The sequence below is a fragment of the Pseudomonas endophytica genome (assembly GCF_001411475.1).
GTDB classification, from domain to species: domain Bacteria; phylum Pseudomonadota; class Gammaproteobacteria; order Pseudomonadales; family Pseudomonadaceae; genus Aquipseudomonas; species Aquipseudomonas endophytica.
On sequence record NZ_LLWH01000162.1, the window covers coordinates 1 to 23,718 of the forward strand.

Below are 23,718 nucleotides of genomic sequence, written 5' to 3' on the forward strand. Positions count from 1 at the left end.
TAGCGTTCGTTAGAGTCTGCCTGCGCCAAGGTAGTGGTCTGATTGCTGAAGCCCAGACGCCGGCTAGTCAGCACCTTGAACACCCCCAGGCTTCTAACAAGCAGCAAACCATCGCCCACCTGACCAACCACACCTCTCCCAGAAGCATCTACCTGAGCCCAGAGGCATGTTGTTTCATAGTCCCCGTAACGGTCACCAAAGTGGGTAAGCCAAGCAACGCGCAAGGCTGAGGCTATCGCGCCATGCGGCACGCTTTGTCTCTGACGCGCTATTTGCCTGAAGAGCTGAACGACCTTTCGAGAGCCGAAATGGCTGAGTGGGCGACTGCCTAACCCATCTGCCACGGCAATACACCAACCGCCGCGCGCACCGCTGACACAAAGGGCGTCTTGATTAGGCGTACCGTCCAATTGATGCGCCGGACCTCGCACCGACGCCCCGCCTCCCAGCAGGCGCATCAGAACTCCCAGTCTTGGTCGTCTGCGCTTGGTATCAGTAGGGGGGTTGATTGATTGGGCGTAGCCGACTGACTCCGAGCACTGACACTCATGCTCACTGCACGAAAGAAACGGTGAATGTCTCGAGCATTCTCGGCACGAAACAATGGCGCTTCGGGGTCGTTGGCGAAGTCACGAAGCATCTGCTCATCCGCATCAGCGCCAATAGCCATGGCAAAGCGAGTGGCTTTAGAGGAGCGCTCGCCATTGATCAGGCGAGCAAAAGGCACTTCCCAATCATCATTGGGGTAGCCATCGGATACCAATACGACAACCGGTGTATAGACGCGGGTAGAGTCTTCGATCATTTGACTGGCCAGTGACAGGGCTCCACCCAACGGAGTTATACCCTCTGCCACCAATGGTGTGAAGCTCTGTAACTGATGAGCCGGTGTCAGCGGCAAATTCAACTCAGCCTGGCTACCACCAAAAGTGATCACACTAACTTGGATCTCTGCGCGAAGACGGCTCTCGCTGGAGAAGCTGGCGATCATGTCCTTGAGCCCTTTGTTCAAGGCTTCAATCTTGCCATCTACCGCCATGCTGCCGCTGGTATCAGCCAATACGATGATCGGCAACGGGCGTGCAGTTTGGACTTGGAATTTCTTGAGTTCTGACATTCGTATACTTCCTTGGTTATAAAGTGTTTACGTACCTGTAGCGCATTTCATGCCACAAACACAAAACATATAAATTTCAAATGCTTGTGTTCATTCCACTGCATTGAAAGACCGGAATGGAAGTAAATTTATTTATTATTTAGTAACTTATTGATCATTCTCCGTCAGCGCTGAGGCCTCTCCGCAGAACATTTTATGGGCATCCGAGCGCCACGATGCACTCGGGCCGAAGCTGAATCCCCGGCTACGAGTGCACGAGAATGGTGCAAGAAGGAGGCCCCGCGGGGGTTAACCGTTGAGCTCCACAAGCACATCCGTCGACCACTTCTGCTCTGAGTTCTGCACCTGAGCTGTTTCAACCACTTTAGCCATGTGCATCACTTGATCACGGGCCTCGAGATCAAAGTCAAACCATATATCTGCATGAGAGCGAAAACGAACCTGCCAATAGGCAATTCCTTGGTCGAACCTCACCGTTAGGCTTCTGCCATCTTCAAACTCCAAATCAAGTCGGCGCCGATGGGGGATGTCACGGTTTGAGGTCTCAAGCACGAGATTTACGGTTTGACCGGCCATCGCCGATAACCATTTACTGACGAAGAATTCGAAATCGTCTTTTCTGGACCAATCATCAAAAGCCTTGCGGCCTTGCAGCTTTCCAAGCTTGAACAACGTAGAAACCTGAAGCTCGGCATCATCAGCAATACGCCCTTTAAGAAACTTGAACAAAGTACCCAGAATCGCGATTACGGATGGGTTTTGGATATATCGATCCGAGTACCGGATTCTGCAGATGGTTGCAGTTTCCAGCACGTCCGCAATTTGCGCGTTCTCAGCGAGAAGCGCCCAGAAGCGATCGCCAAATGTCAGTAAAGGACCGTTGAGTTCTTGGTGAATCGGTAAGTCTATGATTAGGCTACTGTCGGCGGGTTTACTCCCAACTATTGTAAGGTCAAATGCGTTCCAACTGAGTGCTGGTTGAGACTGGGAAACCACCACCAGCGCATCACTCTGATGCCACCAACGACCTGGCATAGCTGCCAATTCTGAGCGCGAGGCAAGCGTAATTATCTGGCCCGCCTTGCTTGCCTGTACGAGGAAATGGTTTTTGTAATCAGACGAGTAGCAGCCGACACTTACACCAAGTAAAGAAAGGCGCTGCAGGTCCTGCAAAAGATCTTCATCGGTGATGCCATCCGGCACAAGAAGCTCGACCGCCACTTCATCAATATTCAAATAACGCTGGATTGCCTTACGGAATTGCGGGGCAAGTAGATCCCATTCATTCGGATCTCCTGCAGCTACCAGCGTAACCTTCTCCACGCCTTCATTGATCAAGCGACGCAAAACGCTTTCGATACTGCCAGGCGCATATTTTCCATCTGGCAAGGACAGCTTATCTTCCATGGAAAGGCCGACGTAGTGGGCGAAGTCATCGCCCAACCAGTCCTTGGCCAGTTTTCGATCCAGCCTGTCATGATCATGCCGGGTCTGAGAGTCCAATAGGCATTCACTGCAACCGCTCTCACAATGATCGCAATGCAAAGTTTTAACCATCCTGCTCAGCAGATTTTCGACATGTAAGGGAGCACTCGAGGCGAAGCCTGCACCACCACTGATCACGTCATAAAGCTGCAAAATTCTGATGGGCTGGCCGTTTTCCAGCTTGCTTGGTCGGGTTGCATAACCAAGTTCAGAGGCAGAAACCCCTAGTATCTCGGCAAGAGCTGAACGCATGGCCACAGCCAAAGTCATTGCGACACAACGCCCCTGGTCGTTATCTGCGATGTACTCTCCACTTACTGGATGATGCAGCATCAACTCGAACACGTCAGTAAAGGAGGTAACACCCAAGCTGACATTGGGAACGATGCTACCGCTGCCTTGGCAAGGCAGCCTTTTGTTGTCCTGGTCTTTATCAGCTTTGCTAGGCCGTGGTGGAAAGTGTTCGCCGGATGGGGACAGGCTTGGCGGGAACTCATCTGCTGACAGCATTGATGCCGCGCGACCGCAACTCATGCATAGTGCAAAACCAGCACCGTTCTCGCCGGAACTGTGATGAAAAACCTGGCCTTCCGTGCCATAGGCCATTGCTCCCACCGCCGGATTCGGTAGCGGGGTTTTCGCCGCCCTCACAAAAACCCATGCAGTTTCAACGGGTACAAATTTTTGATGCTGGATATCGTTCGACGCAGACTGATATGCATCTGTAATAAAACCAGATGGCTGCAGCACCTTGCGGATATTTGCCGACTTAATGATGGCGAGGCATTCATCGTTGGTACACGTCAGCTCATCACTTTTGACCAAGCCCTCCTCATAGCCGAGCTCGCCGCAGACGTCACAACGCCAAGCGATGTCCATCCTCTGAGCTTCATTGGTATCAGCGTTTAGATTGTGCCAATGCAAAGAAACACCAGCTGATTTAAAGACTCGTCCGTCCAATACAATCTCGGCTCCCGGCGCATACTCTCGAATGGCAATCGCCAGGTTGCGAGAAGGAAGTCCCTTATACCGGGACACATTATCATCACGGTCGCGCTTTACCTTCCTCTCGGCTCCTCCCTCACGGATATAATCCTCAATAGTGAAGTTATCGAAGTTGACTACATCAGTAGGAAACCCGTAGCCCGGTAGGAAGGTGCGAGCAGAAAGGTCACGCAACAGGTACTCATTGCAATGGCGTGCTTTCTCGACCTGAAGGCGCTTGAGGTAAGGGCTGTTAGGTTTTGCCTGCTGCTCTTCTGAAAGCAGATTGCGGTAACTCGCCAACCAGCGGCCTTGTAACGCCTTTAACTGATCTATTGAGCGCCTGCGCAGCTGATCAGGCGTTATCCCTGCCAAGGCGGTTCCCTTGACCAATAGCGAAAGCGCCTCATCCATGTCGCAAACAGCGAGCCCCAAACGTTCAAGAAAGCGGTCGCACTGCGAGCCGCCTTTCGTATCGTCATAGAACCACTGAGCGTTGAGACTGGTCTTCTCAGTTTGAGTCGGGCCAACGACATTGCAGAGGAAGTCAGACAGCACTATTGAATTCACATGCCGCTGCACAAGACGTGCGGAGTTTAGCGCTACCGCGGGCGCAGGGATTTTTGTTTCAAATGGCCAGCTAGGGTTGGCAAAAACCTGCTGGTCATGCGGATTATTTTTGCAAAGTGTATAAGCCAGTGCTCTGGACTCTTTGCTGCGGCCTGCCCGACCAGCACGCTGAAGATAATTAGCCGGATGTGGCGGTACGTTGTTCATCACCACAGCGGAGATGCCGCCAATGTCTACACCCATCTCCATGGTAGTGGAACAATTTAGGACGTTGATCTGCCCCTTTTTGAACATGTCTTCATAGGAGCCGAGGCGCTCGGAAGACTGCTGCGCCGAGTGCTCAGCAGTGCGGTAATAAAAGCCGCCTTCAACTGCCCTGTCATTGATATCTGTCCAAAGATTCCGCGTACGCAATTCGTTGATGGGAGCATCTGCCGCAACCTGGGTCCTGATTTTCGCCAGGCCCGGCGCATAGTCTTCCTGCGAACGATCAAACTCCCAAATACTGGGTAGCTCAACCTGCTCGCAAACAAAACTTTTACGCTTTTCATCTGTAAGCTTCGAAAAGTCCATGTGCGCAGGTAGGTAAGGCGTAAATCCCTTGAAGGTTGTATCAAGCAGTTTGTTAGTAATTGGACAAACAAATGCTCGATCAACCAACAAAAAAAGCATGTGCTCTCTGGGCAAATAGTACCGATTCTCATCAGACTTCAACGCCGCGCCAGGCCTGGTTAACTGTAGCCAGGCGTCTCTTAACCAGGCGTTGACCAAATCAACATCAGATGAGCTTGAGGGATTCAGACCTGCCCCCAACAGTAGTAGCTTAGCCAAGCGGTGTGAGTGGTTGCCGTTACGAATTTGCGGCCAGCGTTTCACTCGATTATCGTCAGCTTCTTTAGATTCGGGGTTGCGCAAAGTTTTGGAAGAGAAACGGCTACCAATCCAGTCTTTCCACTCCTCAGTCATTTGGATGAAGCTGCTTTCGCGCACATAAAAGTCCAGCGCGACCTTCAAGAAGTCGCGCCAATCGTCCGGCCTCAGGCCCTTCTGCTCCCAATAGGCTGGGGCTTCTTGAATTTTTTCTAACCCAAGATAACTGACCTTCACCAGCCCTTGAGTTTCCAAACTGTTTTGGCGCTTAGGCCTGCGCATGAACTCACGGAAAAGCAGCATCTCAGCCAGCTTTTGTGGTCCATCCGTCTGTTTAAATATCTCCGGCTTCTGATACTTGTTCGCAAGCAGCATAGGGCCTTTCTCTTGAAGATCGGCCCGTTGTTTTAGCTCATTCACAAGCTCTGACCAAGCCAAGGACACAAGCTCCGGCCGAACCTTTAACCCAGTGGCCGCAGCAAGCAGCGCCGTAAAGCGCGCGACCTTGTCCTCAGCAACCCTGACCTCCTCCTTGATACCTAGGCTGCGGTATAGCTTCACATCTTCCTTTGCTTTAGCAATTAGTTGCTGTAGAACCTCTGGTTCAACACTACTTGATGGTGTCTGGGCATTGCTGTGGCTTTTCTGATGCCAGTTCAAGATCTCAACAACAAGCCCACGCAACCTGCTGCGCTCGGCCTCTTGCTGCATACGCACTGCCATACGCGCCGTACCTTGGCGGCTATCTGTAAAGGTAATCAGTCTCCGTCCTCGCCCTGGCAAAGACTGCGGGCCAAACTCCGGTTTTTGCTCGTCATCTTGATAGTCTTGGCAATACTCAAGAACCGTCGGTACAGCGTTCGCTACATAAAAAGGGCCGCCCAACATCGCACGACGGAACGGGAAAGCACCTTGATATCCGTTGTAGCTGCAGTCTTTCCGGCTACAAACCACATCGAGGTCGTTCATGCGCAGCGGCACACGCTCGCCGGAGACACCCATAAAAGACCCTGCATGCTTATCGAACTCGACAGGGATATACGACGGGCCGTCACTGTTAACGGTACCGAGCACCAAAGGAGTCTTGGTTAGCAGATTCCCACCAGGACTATCTGCATCTTCCTCAACCGAGGCTTCAGCTTGGAGCGAAAACTCATCCCCAGCTGAACTCTCCCACTGGATTAGCTTTCCGCCATGATCTCGCGCCAGTAGATGGGGCTCATTGCAGTCATTGCAGAAAACCAACTCGAAAACAGGGCTGCCACAGGAGCACGCTTGTCGTTGGTTCACATAGACATAACCAAAGGGCCACTTCTCCCGTAGCGGCGTACCATGTTTGGCTGAACAGTGCTTATCGAAGCAAGCCCAAAGACCGTGGGTGGTGCGCTGGAAGAAGTGGGCCCGCAGTTTCAAGAACGCAGGCTCAGACTCATTGGGTCGAGTGCCAGAGCACAGATCCAACCAGCGCAAAATCTCATCCTGTGTTAACGACTGCCCCTGATATCGACTCATATGGCTGGCCATCTCGGTCAGCTTCAACGGTTTGGGAGCGCTTACCAGAACGTTTCTCAACTCATGAGCTATGGGCGAATGCACAAGCGCTTCATAACGGTCGGGGTGAATCTCCGGATCCTCTTGGTTTGCAGCTGGCATAGACTCGAGCTGCTGCAAAGTAACCGGTTTCTGCCGGCACGATGCAAGCTCAGGAATGACCCGCTTACCACCCCAGACGTCAATCTGAGTGACCGGAACCCCTGACAGATCAGAGAGGAACTGTTTCAGTTGCTCGGCAGCGTCATCGCCGGCGATAGTTGCTGAGGTTGCAACAAAGCGGACATCCTTAGGCATGACACCGAAGGCTGTCATCACGCGTCGTAACTGCAGCGCCAGCTCAGCAGCCTGCGAGCCTACATAGGTGTGAGCCTCATCCAGGACAATCCAGCGGAGCGACTTCTGCTCTCTCGATTTGCGCACTATAGGTGCATCAACCTGACGGACCATCATGTATTCAAGCATGGTGCCGTTGGTAACCAGGATCGGGGCTGGCTGCTCACGCATCAGCTCTCGCGACAGAATTTCGTTGGGCCGTTCAATCTGCTCGGTGCGTTTTTTGGCCTGCAACTCCTCGGTATTGCCGTTATATAAGCAATAACGTATCCCGGAACCAAAGCTCTGTGTCCAGGCATTCAGACGCTCACGCTGCGAGTTGATCAGAGCATTAAGCGGATAGAGAAAGAGTGCTCGAACACCCACAAGCGGCTTACTGCCGATATCGCGGTACTCCCGGTAGAGATCATCGAGTACCGGAACCATAAAGCACTCGGTCTTACCCGAGCCAGTACCGCTGGTGACCACCACTGAGTGCTTCTTTTCCAGCAGGGAGTGCCAACTTGCCAATTGGTGCGTGAACGGCCTCCAAGTCGATCCAAAGCGGTAGCGCCCGTTAGCTTTACCATTAAGCGACGCCACGATCTCTTTGCTAAGTAGCTGCTTTTGAGCCGCCAACTGCGCCATCGTAAAAGGCGACTCTTCCCAGCCGAAGGTCTGCTCAAACAAGGGTGGCGCCAGGAATGAGCCCTCCTTGCCACACTCGGCTCGCATGAGCCCTCCAAGGTGCTCACGCAAGCCCGGATCTGTAATGCTCAAAATACTTAAGGTGGATTCTGTGGTGCGGGACAGCGCCTGCTCGACAAGCGCAGAAAAATACTTATCCATTGACTGGTACCGCCTTATGCATACCCATGACATTGTTCAACAGACAATATTGGTAAATACTGTTAAACCAACTCGAATCAAAATCGCGAACCTGCCGAAGGAAAAATATTGCCTCGACACTATCTTTGAAAACATCGGAAAACTGTGCTTCACCGCTAGCGATAGCAGCAGCGAAAACAGGCAGGTAGACCACAGCATTTCGATAATCCATTTCTAGCCGAAAAGAAATTACCGAATCACTCTGTTTGTTGTGCCAGCGCTCCAACCTCTTGCCACCATATTTAGGCCAAGTGGCGTCACTCCGATCTCGCATCAATTGGATATACCAGCCGTGAATTACAGCCCTGAATGTTTTGAGATCCATGTGGATTTCCGGCCCAACAGGTTTTCCTGAAAGATAGCGCTGCACACTCTCCCCATAGGTTGGGAAGGCCTCCCCTAATCTAGCGAACATTCTGCCAACCAATGCAGATACGGCTTCATCAGCAACGCCCTTAACCTTAAGGAAAGCGCCGAAACGCCTGGCAGCTAAATGAATTTCAGTGACCGGGAGAAACTCCCAGAAAATGGGAAACTCGGACTCAATTCTACTAAGAAACTTCGTTTCCATTTCAAACTTGAACAGCGCCATCGACAACGCACGGGGGTGTCCCACTAGCGCTCTCCAAGCCTCAAACGTCGCTAAAGGAAGATAACCATAACCGTCATACAGCGCTCTAAAGAATTGCCATCCGCTGTGCATGGGGCTCACTGACATGGAATCCAGAACAGGCGCAAAGGAGCTGAAGGGAGAAGCATGATCAAAGGTCAAAACAGCTTTCTGCAAACTATGGACGTCGTCGCTTTGCGGTACAGGTTCCCAACCACCGGCAATAAACAGGGGCCTGAATGACACGGGTGATCCTTGCTTGGGCAACAACAGCCAAGGACCGTTTCTTTCAACCAATCCCGGTAGCTCAAACTCTCCGGTGGGAACACCTTCACTCAAACGCGAACCGAGGTGAACGGCACCACGCATCGGCTCATGCAGCAACATCAAAATCGGCTCAGGTAAGGCGGTATTGCAATCCTGAAGGTTGGAGGCGAGAAGCACCTGACGATCGCGATCCAGCACCATCTCCGTTGCGTACTTGCGAACTCGGAAATTGGCGTCTTGGCCGTTACCAAACACCCGCAGTTCCACGGCCTGATCGATGCCAGACTGCAATGAAAGCAGATCAACAATCTGCTCACGAATGTTAAACAGGCTGATATCTACAGGCTTTTCAGTAGCCGTATAAGACCAACTGTAAGAAGCGTTCTTTGCGGTATTACCCTTGAGAGTCAACTCAAGCCCGAACTTGGTAGGCGCGCCATGGCGACCAAACAAATAAATACGCCCGCCGAGCAGATCATCAACACTGATATCACGCTTGAGCTGCTTACCTCTACCATCAATCGCCAGACAGCCCGAGTTGGGGAAGGGCAGCTCAATCTCAACTGGATCTGACAATAGGCTTGGCGTGACTGAAAGACGGACCCTGATCGGCGGCAAACCCTCTGTCGAAAGTTTTAGCTCGACATGATCCTCCCGCTTGATCTGCTGAGTGTGAAGACCGTCGCCTACTATTCTCAACAAGCAACGCTGCTGGGTATGCACTAGAATGCTGCCCTGACCAGGCCTTTCGCCACTGCGCAATTCAAGACGGAGGTCAGCCGGTAGGATACCGATCTTACGACGCAACAACGTGTCGCCACCGCGGTTGCGAACTGCTACATATTGGGCGCCAAGCATTTCCTGTAATGAGCTGTTACCGGGTTGCTTGCCGCCAACGAAAAGATCCCCACCTTGTGTTTGCAGCTTATCTGTAGCTCCAGGCCATTGCACCTTGGGCAGACCTAAAAAAGTAAGTGCGGGTTTTGTAGCCCAGCCTAACTGGCTACCCGCCAGCTCCAGTCCGAGGCCCGAACCAGCTGAGTGTCCTGTGCGAATTCTGTACAGCCCTTCGCAATCAACTTTGAACTCCGCTTTACCCTGTACGTTGAATGTACGCAGAGCTAGCACCGAAGATATCTCGGTGATGCTGACATCGCCCGGGTCATCTACCTGGCCCAAAGCGCTGTCGGGCGGTAGCACAAGCAATAGATCTTCACTGAGGCTATTGAATGATGCCTGACCACATAGCTGCCAGCGGTCATTCACCGGTTCAAAGCCCACAGGAACCTCTCCTAGTGCTACGGTGCTATTCTCAATGGGTAATGAAGCGACAACCATGCCACCCGCCATAGCCACCAAGCTCAGTGGCAGAGAGCAATCACCACGCCGCCCCATTACCTCACGCTGCCGCAACCTAATCCGGGCGGCACCCTTGTCTACAACTGCATAACCGGGGCCAAGGCGAGCAATAGCCTCACCGCCTTCCAAAATCGTAAGTTCGAAGCGCGTGGTGGACGGCGGTATAGCTAATTGGAAAACCACTTCTGCTGGCAGCGATATCTGAACCTTCAGCACATTGGGTTCTGCTTCGTGCAAAAAGTGTCGACAGGCCCAACCGCTAGATTCTTTGCGACGTTTTCCATCCTCGACCGTGGCAGTCTTCAACAGCCCGTTAAGCAACTCACTGCCGGTTTGGTTATCCAGCGGCAGTGGGAACAGCTCACGCCATTTCGGATTCATGGCATCCAAGCGAGCAACAGGCTCGGCTGCCTGCCCCAAGCCATAGTCGCGCACCAAGGACACCAGCTGATCGGCCATATGCGCAATCAGCTCCACCGAAGTCTGCGAGGCGAATACCTTCGGTAAGTTCGCCTTCTCCAACTGCTGCTCTACTTGCTGCGCCGTGCTATAGCCCAGAATATGCCACTGGTCATACTGCTTGAGGATTCGGTCGAACAATGCGTGAAAACGGCTTCCACCTTCACGTAGTACTTGAAAAGGGAGCCCGCCCTCACTGAACAATGAGCCGAGAAAATCCCTACGCTCAGACTCGTAGAAGTGCATCGGCCGCTTCCAGTAGTGCTCCAACCCTTTTGGAATCGTTTTGCCTAGATCGCCCGGCGATAGACTGAACCCCAGCGTCTTCCATATCGGTTCCCAGCTCCAGCCATGATCGCGCTGGTACTCACGCCGGTACCATTCTGAGCAGAAAAGAACCAAACAGGCGCTGGCAGCTGTGTCATTTACTGCCTTGTCGAAGGTTCCTAACTCCCTGAGCTGGTGCAACAGGTCTAGATACTCTTCATGACTGCAGTGATAGGCGTACAAGCCGCGATAGTCAGGGACCTGAACACCTCGGCGCAGAAGAAATGTACCGAGCCAGCTAGAGAATTTGAATACAGATTGAGGCATGAGCTACTTCCTTGATTGAGCCACGACCTAACAAAGGCGTCGAAACTTGCAGCTCGCTTTACCCCTGTAAACGCCGACGGGCCGCGATAACCCTGCCGTAGGCTCTCACACCCCAGTAATATTGCTTAATTTTCTGGGCCATTAGCCGACGGCGTTCGACCAGGAATACTTCGAATAGCTCGGGTTGGAGGTGGCCGAATCCTCTGGGAGGCAGTTGAAGGCCATGTTGGTTTGAGGTCATCCAAGCGGGTGATCGCGCCATTTCGCGCCATGTCGCGATCACACTAGCAAGCATGTCAACCGCGCCGATGATGTAACCGAGTGGGAAGCATGATCCAGGCTTTCCATTTGGCCACGCACCGTGGAGGTATCCCATAGGGGAGGGCGCTGAATTTCCGGAATGGCGATCTCGCAGGATCAGCTGCTGATTGATGGAATACTTTTGTGAAGACATGAATAACATCCTTGTTGGGCGACTTTGTCAGATTGAGAAATTCAGATCATCAGCGTTTTCGACTACGCACAGCGAATCAACGGTCAAGTCAGTCTAATCCACTCGCCTTCTCCGACCCCTGAGCGAATAGATCTGATCATCTGCTCGACTGCGGCTCGCTCAATTCGCTGGGGATTTCCGGCCTGATAACGGGCTTGAAAATAGTCATGCCCAAGGCGAGTCAGTCGGTAGCCATCAGGTTCGCTTTCGATTCGCCCACCATCCAGATGAGTTTGAAAATTCGCCATGAACCGCTTCAATGGAAACGGTTTTCCCTGGGTCATTTCTGTGACCTCGAGGATGGCAGCCATATATGTCCACAGCCGTCGACCTGCGGGGGTTACGGCAAGCTTGTATAGCCGATTATCGCTGTCCATTCCTGATTCCTTTCACTCCACCGAGCTGGCAATACCTGAGCCGATATTGGGTCTCGTTAAGTATGGCACTTTGCCCGAGGGTACCAGATTTGCCGCCGCTTCCAAGTGCACGTCCTGGTCATCGAAGAAAATGTGGGGGTTGAAGGCCGTCAGCACTTTGGGCTTGCCCACACCGCCGAGGAAGAAAGCTTCATCAACGTACACGCCCCAGGCTCGCAAAGTGTTGATCACGCGCATCTCAGATGGAGAGTTTCGAGCGGTGACGATGGCGATTCTGATCGGTGAATCCTTGCTACCGGTGGGTAAACGCTCCTGCAACTTGGCCAGTTTAATGAGCAGGCTGGCGTAGGGTTTCTCTTCCATCGGCGTATGCTGCAGTGCATCTTCCTGCGCCTGAAAGGCATCCAATCCTGGGGTTTTGTAGACCAGTTCACTGGCGTCGGAAAACAGGACTGCGTCACCGTCGAAAGCGATGCGTACCTGGCCTTTGGGGATTTGCGGAGCGTTGGCTGGAGGCGCCTTTAGGATCGCAGCGGCGCATTGCCGGGAATCGATCACCTTTTGCGCGTCGTCCACGTTGGTAGAGAAACAGATCGACATCGAAGGCATCCATGTAGTCAGCCACTGACTCGCCACCGGTGAACGCCGAACGCGTGATCGCCAACTGATCACGGCGAATGGTCTTGAGTACGCGAATACCCGTGTCCGGGCTGTTGCGAGACATCACCACTACTTCGACCAGAGGGGATAGTTCGCCACTTTTCATATGTCGGTTGAGATCGAGCAGCGCCTTAGCCAAATGATAACCGGTGCCAGGTGACAGCGGCTCGTCCTCGTGCTCCTCCATATAGCGACGATAGCTGTCGATCACGCTTTCGGGGTCAGCCTCAAGCGCCGTCTTGAATATCTGATCGGACTCGCTCATGTCAAAAAGCGCGGTGGCTGAGATGCCCACCACCAGGGTGTTGCTCAAATCAAGTACCATCAAACCCACCCCTTCATAGCGGAAACACGGAGAACAACAGCAATGGCCCTGTAGCTTCGGAAGTGATTGAGCTTGAAAGCCTTGGGGTACATGTGGACTTCCTTATTTACAGCTGACCAGTGAAAGCCTTTTGGCTCATAGACCCAAAGGCATCTCCAGCACGCATAGCCGCTTCCTGCATACCAGCAATGGCTGACTTAACTTTTGCGACCACTTGATTGTATTTAAGAAGTGACGCCGTATCTGGGATCAAAACCTCATAACTTCTAAGCTCGACGGGCGAAATATGAGGAACCGTTGTCTCTGTTGGACAACAGTGCGCTTCAAAAGCCATTGACTTAATGCAAGAATAAACATATTCGGACAACGCTGCTTCCCTAGGTCGCAGACGCGCCACTCGCTGTACCAAGTAGGTATCTTTCTCTCCCCCAGGAAATACACAAACCTTTAATCCGCTTGATATCCACGGACGATCCATAGCCAAAATCACATCACCACTCGAGAGTAGATATCTCTCCAGACCATTAAGCTTATCTTTAGGCCAGTAAGCTGTATCACTCCAATCAAAATAGCTAGTCAGTACATTAGTTCCTCGACAAAGCCGTACAGCATCTACTGAATCACCAATGTAGTCATCACTTTTGAATGCGTTACCAGTGATAATCTCTGCCAACTCGGTGATAGAACCTTTTCTGAGGCCGTACGGATTGGTCACCGAGTCGCCGAAAATATCCAGAAACACTGCGCGGAGGAAGTCGTCGGCGAGCTGGATGGCTTGCTGGCGTTTGCGGCGGATGGTGTCGGCCTTGTCGAGGATGGCGGCGATGCGCTTCTGTTCGGGCAGAGGAGGAAGCGGAAGCCTTAACTCCTTCAGTTTGCTGGAGTTTACCCCAGGTTGCGCCGCACCGCTTGCCATCGTAGATATCTGATGCCAATACATAGACGATTTAAGAAAGTACGATAAGTAAATCGGGTCCAGACTTTGACTAGGCCGAACCCTAATCAAATATGAGGCAAACACTGCTGGCTTGCTCAGGTGTCGTATAAGGAAGCTTTTCCCTGTGGTAGCCCCTGTCCTCGCAAAAACAATATCGCCAACAGCAAGCTTATTCTGGTCATACTCGCGCTCGCTACATTCGCATGACGGCACAGTATCCCAGTCCACCGTATCGTCCTGCATATCGGTAATTCTAAGAAATCGTGGCCCGTGTATCCGCTCAGCCGCAGATGCTGTGAGGCCATAATCCACTTTCTGGCAAACATCTCCCAAATTAACTATTGGCCAACTCACAGCATCCCCTCCAGCGCATCCAGGTCCGCCAAAATTTCCTCTTCCAGCTCTTTTAGCCGTCCCAAAATCACCTTTGGATCTTCGTACTGCTCTTGCTGGTACTCCACCTCTCTATAGCGATTGATAGACAGGTCATACTTGTTAGCAACGATGCCTTCAGCAAGCACGATAAACGCTTTTTTGCGCTTGTCGCCGAATAGGGTGTTGATGGTGCTGGCGCTGACATTGCCATCGACCATCTGACGATATTTGTGCCACTGGGCAATAGCGTCGGGCAGGTCGTTGCCGCCCTCACCTTTGAGCTCAGTGCGTTTGTCGTCCAGCGAGTAGCCGTCGGCCTGGAGGTCATAGAACCATACGCGTTCGGTGGTGCCGCCCTTGGTGAAGATGAGGATGGCTGTGCTGACACCAGCATAGGGTTTGAACACGCCGCTAGGCAGGCTGACGATGCCTTCGAGCTGGTTGTTGTCGAGCAGTTCCTGGCGCAATTGCTGGTGAGCCTTACTGGCGCCAAAGAGCACGCCGTCCGGCACGATCACCGCCGCTCGGCCGCCAAGTTTGAGCGAGCGCAGAATGTGGGCGACAAACAGCAGCTCGGTCTTCTTGGTTTTCACCAGGCCCAGCACATCGGGGTTGGTGTTGCTTTCGTCAAGCGTGCCTTTGAACGGCGGATTGGCGAGCACCACATCGAAGAAGTCCTGCTCCTGACGCGGGTAGTACTCTTTGATGGATTTGCTCAGGGAGTCCTGATAGCGAATGTTCGCGCCATTCACCCCGTGCAGCATCATGTTCATGCTGGAGACGCGCAGCATGGTGGTGTCAAAGTCGAAGCCCCAAAACATTTGTTTGTTGATGTGCTCACGGTACGGCTCAAGCAGGTCACCGCTGTAGTGCGGATTACCGTCCTCATCCTTGAAGATACCGGCGTCACTGGAATGCACTTTGTTGAGGTATTCCATGGTACGAGCCAGGAAGCCTGCGGTGCCGCAGGACGGGTCGCAGATGACATCGGTGGGCTGCGGCGCGATCAATTCGATCATGGCATCAATGATATGCCGCGGCGTGCGGAACTGGCCGTTGATGCCGGCGGTGGTGAGTTTGCTCAGCAGGTATTCGTAGATGTCACCCTTGACGTCGCTCTGGGTCAGCGGCAAGTCGTTGACCATCTCGACAGCGGAGGTCAGTACCGACTCGTTTTTAATCTCCAGGTCAGCGTCCTGCATGTACTCGCCGATATGGCCCAGGCCTTCCAGCGCACTGCCTTCCTCGCCCAGGCCGTCCGCCGCATCGGACTTCTTGCCCAATTTGGCGAAGTACGGATAGACGTTTTGCTTGAGATGCTTGTGCAACTCCTTGCCACTGAGGTGGTGGAAATTCTTCCAACGCAGCAACTGGCCTTCAGGCGTATTGGGGAACAGACGATCGAAAGACTTGCCGGTACGATTGGCCTTACGCTCAGCCACGTCTTCCTGCATGTCGAGCATACGGGCGAACATCAGGTAGCTGATCTGTTCAATCACGGTCAGCGGGTTGGTGATACCGCCAGTCCAGAATTTCTCCCAGAGTTTGTCGATATCGTTACGGATTTTGCCAGTAAGCATTTTTTGCTACTTCTCTTTATCAGAATTCGGAATTACTGCTGGGCGGAGACTTCGCCAGCAACAGGATCATGTGCGCTATGGAGCAAGGGCTCGTTTGACGCAGGGGCGTCTTCAATGGCTTCGAAGATGAGGGACAGTCGCTCCGCCTCGAAATCCATATGTACTGGCTCGAGCTGCGGCAGAGTCTTGCTGACCTTTGCGGACAGTTTGTCAAAGCGCTCTACCTTGCCGTAGAGGCCCTGCTGCCCCGCCAAGGCTTTTACGGTGTTGTTGTAATGATTGCTGGCTGTGTTGAGGCTACCGCCCAATTTGCTGAGGCGCTCGGCAACGATACAAACCTGGTTATAGATTTCCCCGGCCTTTTCACTAATCTCACGAGCATCGGCATTGCTGCGTTCAAGCATCCATAGGTTAGAGACTGTGCGCAGAATTGGGATCAGCGTGGTATGCGAGACCAGCACGATACCCTTCCTGTAACCATACTCAAACAGATCTTTGTTGTGCTTCATGGCCTCGATATAAGCTGGCTCGATGGGCATGAACATCAGCACAAAGCTGGGACTGCGCATACCAATCAGGTTGGTGTAATCCTTGGAGGCCAAGTCGTCGATGTGCCTGCGCACAGACTTTACGTGCTCCACCAATGCCAGTTGATATTCTTCCGGCGTGCTGGCTGAGACAGCCCGATCATAAGCGACAAGCGAAACCTTGCTGTCGATAATCATGTGCTTGCCGTCTGGGATCTTGATCAGGTAATCGGTCTGCTTGCTCTTGCCTTCGGCGTCCTTGAACGCGCTCTGCACTTCGTAGTGCGCCTCCTCGACCAGTCCACTCATTTCCAGGGTGCGACGCAATTGCGCTTCGCCCCAGGCGCCACGTTGCTGGGAATCACCCTTGAGAGCCGAGGTCAGGTTGTTGGCCTCACTGCTCATCTTCAGCCCAATATCCAGCACCTTCTTGATTTCAGCATTTAAGCTGGTGTTGCCTTGCAGAGAAGCATCGTGAACATCGTTGATGCGCTTCTGAAAGCCCTCGATCTGATCACGGAAGGGTTTGAGCATGCCGTCAATGCTGGTCTGGCTAGTCTGGGTAAAAGTTTTACCTTTCTCCTCAAAGATCTTATTAGCCAGATTTTCGAATTCCTGAGTCAGCGATTTGCGGGTATCGGCCAACTGAAGCATCTGCTCCTGGAAATGCTCTTCGCGCTTCTGCAGCGTAGTCTTGAGCTCGGTATGCTCGGACGACAGCGTACTGAGCCGCTCCTGTAGCGCATTGATTGCCTGCGCTCGCTCGATGAGCCCCTGCTTGGCCTCGCCTAACTGCTCGCGCACATCACGCTCGGAGGTTTCCAGCGATTTGGCCCGCTTGCCTTCATTAGCAAGCTCATCCTTGAGGCGGTCACGGTCTGCGTGCAACTGCTCGTTGGTAGTCTGAGCTTGGCCCAGACGATCACGCAGCTCAACCACCACTTCCTCTCGTTTTTGCAGCGACGTATTGAGCTCCGCATGTTGATTGCTAAGCGGCTGGTAACGCTCAAGCAGATCGTTGTATCCCTGAACCTGTGAGGCCAGCTTCTGGCGTGACTCAGCGAGCTGTTCACGTGCCTCACGCTCACTGGTTGCGGCTACCTTGGCACTGGCATCCAGGTTAGCCAGTTCGTCCTTGAGGGTGCCGCGCTCGCTTTGCAGCGAGAGAACGGACGTTTGCGCAGCAGCTAGGCGATCACGCAGATCGGTCACCTGCTCCTGGAGCGCTCGCCCCTCAGCTTGGACGGTATCCAGCCGTTTGGCGGCTTCATGATGCTGCCGATTCGCATCTTCCAACTTCAGCTGCACAGTAGCAGTGGCGTCCTTACTCTGCTGTTGCTCCGTGTTCAACCGAGTCACGTTTTCGAAGGCGGACTGTAGTTGTGCGTTCAACTTGCTTTCTGCAACTTGCAGCTCATGGCTACGTCCTTCTGCCGCTTTGAGTTGCTCCCCGAGAGCAGCCTGCCCTGCGATTGCCGATGCCTGAGTCGCGTGAGCCTGCTCAAGCTGGGCTGTCAGTTGGCTCAACTGCCGACCTTGGCGCAAGGCTGCAACGAAGTACCCAAGCAGCGCAAAGACGACTGCGAGCACCGCAGTGATAACAATGATGTCCGTTGTCCATTGACTGGCTTGCATGGTCACTCCTGAATGCCAGATGGCGAGTTGTTCTCGCGAAGAAATGGTTTGAGCACTGCGACCAACTGATCAATATCCGTCGGCTTGAAAACGCCATCGATTCCCTCATGGGAAATTCTGTTGAAGGGTGCGTCGTAGAGTTTTTCGATAACGATGCTGCCGTGCTGGGCGATGTAGTTCTTCAGCAGGTTCATGAAACTCACCTGCTGAGCAGTGAGGGTTGGGTGGCTGTGAAGAAACTTCTTGAAGTGCTCTTCGATTGCCTGAGCATCCTGTCCGATCATCTCGCGAATCGTGACGTGTAGCTGCTCTGCGGTACGTCCATAAAACTCATTCAGCAAATCTAGGCTTACTCCGGGATGGCTGGTAAGAATAGTCGAGGTCAGGGTTTTCAAGTCTGGCTCAGCGATTGGCTCGCCTTTGTGGATTTTTTGCAGAATCGGATTGGCGGCGAGCATATCTGTGAGAATTTTTTTCAGTCGACCACGATACTGCATCGCCTCACTGGCACCCGAGATCACGACTCGACGCTCCTCAGCCACCACGTTGTCATCCTTGGCCTTGGTGACTCCAACTCCGTAACTGACCGCGCTCCCCGTCTGCCGGTATTTCATGATGCCGCGCAGTTCCTGGCGGGCGTTCTCCAGCTTGCTAATGCTCGGCTGCTGCCAGAAAGCCGCACTGCGCACCTCGGCGAGAATCTCATCCTTCTGGCGCACGGCCTGGATATTCACAGCAAGCTTGTCCAGCTCAGCCAGAAGGGCGATCTTGCCGTCCTCGAAACAACTGGCCTGCTCCACCAGACAGCGTTCAATGTTGGCGACCAGCTTGTCGAGCGCGGTAGCGTGTTTGTCGTGCAATACCCGAGCGGACATCAGCGGGGCAATGGTGTTGCTCAAGAGATGCTGGGTATTGGCCTCGAAACGTTTTAGCAGATCGGTCTGCTGCAACTGGTGCACGTTACGCAGCTCGCGCTTGACCGCCACGTTGGTTTCCGGAAGGTCATTGATGTCGGCGCGCAACAAGTCAATGGCGGCATCGAAAGCTTCGGCATGGTTGAGTGTCAGCGCTGCCTGGGCCAGTTCCAGCCGCGCCTCGAAGGTAGTTTGCAGCAGGGACTTGCTACCAGTGTCTTCCGGCTCCTGGTACTCCTGCTCGAAGAAGTCGAAGTTGCCATAGTGATCGAAGATCAGGAACTCTAGCTTGTCTTTGCCCCGACCAAACAGATTAGGACGCAGACGGGTGCCTCGACCAATCATCTGCCAGAATTTGACCCAGGACTTCACCGGCTTGGCGAACACAAGGTTCACCACCTCTGGCACGTCGATACCGGTGTCCAGCATGTCGACCGAGATGGCTATCCGAAAGTCGTTATCCGGCTTTTTGAATTCCTTGATCAACGAGCCCACATGAGTGATCCCGTTATGGATAACCTTGCAAACCTTGGTCCCGTACTGCGGGTAGAGTTTGCAGAAGAGCTTTTCGAGATGCTCGGCGTGATCCTGGCGCTGAGCGAAGATGATTGTCTTGCCTACCAGAGAGCCGGTTTCATCCTTGATGCCGTTGTCGATCAGGTTTTCCAGAATGATGCGATCGGTGTCTTCACTGAAGATCTTACGGCCAATGTCCTTGCCGGCGATGGTCGTGCGCTGGGCCTCCTCTTCGCCGAGATCTTCCTCAAGCTGGGCCTTTTGTTCGTCACTCAGGTCTCTGTAATGAATGCCATCACGCAGAAAATCGGTGGTTAAATCCTTGACGCGAAACGGCACCAGATAAGGCGGCTCGTTGTTGATGGCGGCATCCAGACCAAACTCAAACGTAGGGTCGGTGGTCTCGCAATCGAAAATATCGAACGTGTTACGGCTGATGAATTTGACCGGCGTGGCGGTGAGGCCAACTTGCAGCGCATCGAAGTAGTCGAAGATATCGCGATATCTGTTGTAGATACTACGGTGGCTCTCATCGGCAATGATCAGGTCGAAGAAGCCCACGTCGAGCTGAGCGAAGCGGTTCATCATTCCCGGGTAAGTGGCAATGAAGATTCGCGCCGTCTGATCCACCTTGCTGGTTTCACCGATGACGCAGCGTGGCTCGCTCGGCAAGTTCTGCTTGAAAGCATCGTCAGCCTGAACACGCAGCTCTTTGCGGTCGCAGAGAAACAACACTCGCTTGGCCCAGCCGGTGCGCAGTAGCAGCTCAGCCAGGGCAATGGCCACACGGGTCTTGCCGGTACCGGTGGCCTGAATGATGAGGGCTTTGCGCCGCTGATTTTGGAAATGCGCGGCAACGGTCTTGATGGCCTCGATCTGATAAGGGCGGTCGGCAATGTTCAAGTCGGGGTTGTGCTGCTCCAGCTCGGCGATACGATACTTGCGCTGATACGACAGGTACTCGAGGCTGCTCTTGCTGTAGAGGCCGTACACCGGGCGGTAGGTATTGTACTGCGCGTCATCCCAGATGAAGGTTTCGTAGCCGTTGCTGCAGAAGATCACTGGCCTCTGCATGCCCATGCGCTCGAAACCATCGGCGTACATGCGCGCCTGCTCGCGACCGGCCTGCAGGCTGACGTTGCCGGTCTTCTTGGCCTCGATCACAGCCAACGGCTGGCCGTTATCACCCCACAGCACATAGTCCGCACGGCCCTTGCCACTGGCGTTGTCAGGGAAATCGACGTCGACCTCCTGCCCAACCTGCGCGGAATCACTCACATCCCAGCCGGCTTGGCGCAGCATTAGGTCGATCATGAGCTTGCGAGTCTTCGACTCGCTCCATTGCAGGCTGTCAGAAACCTGCTGGCTCTGTTGCTGGCGCTTTTCTTGATCGGGCCGGGCTGGCGGATCGAGCTTGTAGAGGTTGCGGACGCGCTCTTGCTCAAGCTTGTCCATCACACGCTGAAGCTCTTCCTGCTGCTGGCTCAGTTCCTTTTCATAGCTGAAAACAGTTTTCTGCAGCGTCGCTAGCGCAGCAGTTGGGTCCTGAACATCGGCAAACTCGGGAATCGCAGCTTGGGCAACCCCGTAGTATTTGATAGCCATGTACATAGCCAGCTGATGGGCAGTTTTCAGCGCCTGCTGGGCGTTATGCAGATTACCTTCCGCACCATGGGCAGTGTCGTTGCCTTGAACGCGCAGAAAATTGATCTGGTGTACAAGAGGCTTGCTGACGCAGTCCGTGAAGACCGAGTTTTTCACCAGGTCGTAGAAGGTTGACTGCGGCATACGCGGCAGCAACTCTTCCTTGTAAACGGATTTGGTAAGTTCCTCAGCGAAGCTGCGAAGGCGAGTCAGCGCGCTGCCCGGATCGATATGCAGCACCGCCTCGGCCAGGCCAGCAAGATTCGCCAGTAATTCATTGCCGGAGCGGAGGAATTCGAAGTTGACTGATTTCATAAAGGCTATTCTGTCCATATCGATCCTATAGCGAGGACCGTGCCAAATTTTTAGTCGATACCGTACTTGCTCATCCAGTTGCTCAGCGTCTGCTGGCTTTTGAGGCCTAGCAGGCCCGCCGCCCGGGTTTTGTTATTACCCGTAATCCTAAGTGCCTGGCGAAGATAATGATCAGCCACGCCAGACATTACTTCTTGCAAATCAATGCCTTGAGATACATCTAGGGACGTTGGACTTTGCTTATCCTGAGGCATCTGAAACAAAGCCTGCTCGATGTCAGCCGCGCCTATCACGCTGCCAGAACACCAGAGCGCTGCTCGCAATAAAGTCGATTGCAATTCCCGAACATTGCCTCGCCAAGGGTGGCGAATAATAAGATTTTTTGCATCTATGGAAATTCTCTTACCTTTAAGGGAATTATCCTGAGCCGTGATTTCCTTCAACAGCGAATCCGCCAGCAGCAGCAGATCTCCCTCTCGCTCACGAAGCGGTGGTAGGTGCAAGACACCTACGGCTACGCGGTAGAACAGGTCTTCCCTGAAGCGCCCGTCCGCCACGGCCTGCATCAGGTTGCGATGGGTCGCAGTAATCAAACGCACATCCACCTTAATGTCCTGACTAGCTCCCACCGGAGTTACAACACCCTCTTGCAGCACCCGTAGCAGGCGTACCTGTGCGTCTGAAGTGAGTTCACCGAACTCATCCAAGAAGAGAGTTCCCCCATGAGCTTGCTGGAAAACACCGACTCGATTCTCGACAGCCCCGGTAAACGCTCCCTTGCGGTGACCGAAAAGCGTGGAGTCGATCAACTCTGGCGGGATGGCACCACAATTGACTGCGATAAAAGGCTCGGATGAACGAGAGCTGGCATTGTGTAAGGCCCTGGCGAAAAGCTCTTTTCCCGTGCCAGTTTCACCATAAATAAGCACCGGAACCTGCTTTTGCGCCAAAATCTGGGCTTGAGATTTTAGAATCAGCATGCGGCTGCTTTGCGTAATAATGCTGTCGAAGGCCGCGTTGAACGGAGCTTGCCCCTCGGAAAGCTGTAGCAGTTTGTCACCGGTGATGGTGTTAGCTGCAGGCACATACTCCGCAGTGATCTCGAATGGAACATCAACTGTCTGAACGCCCTGCTCTAGAGAGGACTGATAAAAGGTAGCTGGATAGCGTGTTTTGCCTAGCAGAATCCAGATTGCCTGCATCGCAGGCGTGCCAGGGCTGATCAGTATTGAAAGATCTGTTCGAGGCGAGGACAGCCGTTCCAAATGCTTATTCGCCGCCTTGTAGATTTCACCGAAATGCACCGGGGAGCTCAGCGACTCATAGTGAAGCTCAATACCTATGTCCACACCCGCTTTAAGCCAGGCAAGGTAAGGCTCAACACGTTCTGCAGGATATGAGCTGAGCAACTCAACACAGTCAAATGACGCCGATTGTAAGGTCGATAAAATCGGGCCGACCTCACCCCCCCCTGGTGCCTTGAGATCATTCCCTCCGACCCAACAAGTCAATACACGCTGCTTCTTGGACACGGTCCTTGTTCCCCCGACTCATACTCCCGCTGGATCCAGACAGGGAAATTTGTGCTGCGACTCATGGGTCGGATACTAAACTATCGGGCCAGGTTGAGCTTCGTAAACCGAAATACCCTCAAAAAACATTGGTAGGGGCTTTCGGGCCCTGCCAAGCCGCGCGGACGGATTAATGGATTGTCTACGCTCCACCTAAATCCTTAGTTCGCCTTACGCCTGCAAAAATGGAGCTCATGCGCTCCACTAGCCTCTTTCAAATCGCCAACCACTTAACTAAAGTGCCATCATCTAATAGCGAGATGATGGCAATGAATACCCTCACGCCGCAATCTACTCAGTTATCACTCAGCCAATGGTTTAGCCGCAATCTGTCCGCCGTTATCGCGGTCGCAGGCGCGCCACGGACCTGAGCACGATCGAGCGTCTTGCCGAGGCTCTAGGTGTGCCACCAGCTTTCCTGTTAATGCGCCCTCAGGACTGGGCACTGCTGGCCAGCGCGATCGACAACAGTGGCGATTACCTGGCTGCAGCTCACAAGTTGGAGGCCGAAGATAGCCTTCAGGCGGTCAATCCAGTGGAGAAGGTCCTGCGCGAATGCAAGGTCCACCCGGATCAGCGCCCCAGCCTTTTGGGCGCCTCGCCAGAAGTTGCCAGAGCCAATGCCCGCGATGAGTGGCGTAGACGCGCCTGTCTCAAGCTCGATGCGCTGATGCTGCGCGAGATTTCAAAATCCGGCCCACGCAAGTGGTTGGCCGCGATAGCGGGCGCCTGGGTCAGCCAGACCACGCCACACGATCCTTCTTCTAGCGAACAATAAGG

11 protein-coding genes and 1 pseudogene are annotated in these 23,718 nt (G+C 53.4%); 1 reads left to right on the forward strand and 11 read right to left on the reverse strand.

What is annotated here, in order from left to right:
- The 11 genes and pseudogenes from AQS70_RS23280 to AQS70_RS11150 form a co-directional block, all read right to left on the reverse strand.
- A partial coding sequence (locus AQS70_RS23280; protein ID WP_164488183.1) for a PP2C family serine/threonine-protein phosphatase occupies positions 1-458 on the reverse strand: 458 nt, incomplete at its 3' end.
- Positions 458-1,117, reverse strand: coding sequence for a vWA domain-containing protein (locus AQS70_RS11100; protein WP_055102823.1), 660 nt, complete (start codon positions 1,115-1,117; stop codon positions 458-460). The genes AQS70_RS11100 and AQS70_RS23280, both read right to left, overlap by 1 nt.
- Before the next feature lie 288 nt (positions 1,118-1,405).
- On the reverse strand, positions 1,406-7,741 hold the full coding sequence (locus AQS70_RS11105; protein ID WP_055102824.1) for a DEAD/DEAH box helicase: 6,336 nt from the start codon (positions 7,739-7,741) through the stop codon (positions 1,406-1,408).
- Complete coding sequence (locus tag AQS70_RS11110) at positions 7,734-11,069, reverse strand: STY4851/ECs_5259 family protein (RefSeq protein ID WP_055102825.1); 3,336 nt, start codon at positions 11,067-11,069, stop codon at positions 7,734-7,736. Before AQS70_RS11110 ends, AQS70_RS11105 begins: the two co-directional genes overlap by 8 nt.
- A gap of 537 nt (positions 11,070-11,606) precedes the next feature.
- The gene (locus AQS70_RS11120; RefSeq protein ID WP_055102827.1) at positions 11,607-11,939 is read right to left on the reverse strand and encodes a hypothetical protein; all 333 of its coding nucleotides are present in this window, start codon (positions 11,937-11,939) and stop codon (positions 11,607-11,609) included.
- 12 nt (positions 11,940-11,951) lie between these two features.
- Positions 11,952-12,924, reverse strand: a pseudogene (locus tag AQS70_RS24310) (5'-nucleotidase).
- A 106-nt stretch (positions 12,925-13,030) separates the two neighbouring features.
- Entirely contained in the window at positions 13,031-14,215 is a 1,185-nt protein-coding gene (locus AQS70_RS11130) for a restriction endonuclease subunit S (protein WP_055102828.1), read from the reverse strand.
- Entirely contained in the window at positions 14,212-15,816 is a 1,605-nt protein-coding gene (locus tag AQS70_RS11135) for a type I restriction-modification system subunit M (RefSeq protein ID WP_055102829.1), read from the reverse strand. The genes AQS70_RS11130 and AQS70_RS11135 overlap by 4 nt, the downstream gene beginning before the upstream one ends.
- 32 nt (positions 15,817-15,848) lie before the next feature.
- A complete protein-coding gene (locus AQS70_RS11140; RefSeq protein WP_241492828.1) occupies positions 15,849-17,978 on the reverse strand; it encodes a DNA recombination protein RmuC in 2,130 nt (709 codons plus the stop codon).
- A 2-nt stretch (positions 17,979-17,980) separates the two neighbouring features.
- A complete protein-coding gene (locus tag AQS70_RS11145) occupies positions 17,981-21,367 on the reverse strand; it encodes a DEAD/DEAH box helicase family protein (protein WP_055102830.1) in 3,387 nt (1,128 codons plus the stop codon).
- Between the two features lie 50 nt (positions 21,368-21,417).
- On the reverse strand, positions 21,418-22,899 hold the full coding sequence (locus tag AQS70_RS11150; RefSeq protein WP_055102831.1) for a sigma-54 interaction domain-containing protein: 1,482 nt from the start codon (positions 22,897-22,899) through the stop codon (positions 21,418-21,420).
- Positions 22,900-23,341: 442 nt separating this feature from the next.
- Between AQS70_RS11150 and AQS70_RS11155 the strand changes: the two genes are divergently transcribed.
- Positions 23,342-23,716 (forward strand): hypothetical protein, encoded by a 375-nt coding sequence (locus tag AQS70_RS11155; RefSeq protein ID WP_241492829.1) that lies wholly within the window; start codon positions 23,342-23,344, stop codon positions 23,714-23,716.
- Positions 23,717-23,718: the final 2 nt, after the last annotated feature.

Coding starts and splice junctions, on each gene's coding strand:
- AQS70_RS11140 (WP_241492828.1), bottom strand. CDS start 17,978: ATGCAAGCCAGTCAATGGACAACGGACATCATTGTTATCACTGCGGTG.
- AQS70_RS11100 (WP_055102823.1), bottom strand. CDS start 1,117: ATGTCAGAACTCAAGAAATTCCAAGTCCAAACTGCACGCCCGTTGCCG.
- AQS70_RS11135 (WP_055102829.1), bottom strand. CDS start 15,816: ATGCTTACTGGCAAAATCCGTAACGATATCGACAAACTCTGGGAGAAA.
- AQS70_RS11145 (WP_055102830.1), bottom strand. CDS start 21,367: ATGAAATCAGTCAACTTCGAATTCCTCCGCTCCGGCAATGAATTACTG.
- AQS70_RS11105 (WP_055102824.1), bottom strand. CDS start 7,741: ATGGATAAGTATTTTTCTGCGCTTGTCGAGCAGGCGCTGTCCCGCACC.
- AQS70_RS11120 (WP_055102827.1), bottom strand. CDS start 11,939: ATGGACAGCGATAATCGGCTATACAAGCTTGCCGTAACCCCCGCAGGT.
- AQS70_RS11110 (WP_055102825.1), bottom strand. CDS start 11,069: ATGCCTCAATCTGTATTCAAATTCTCTAGCTGGCTCGGTACATTTCTT.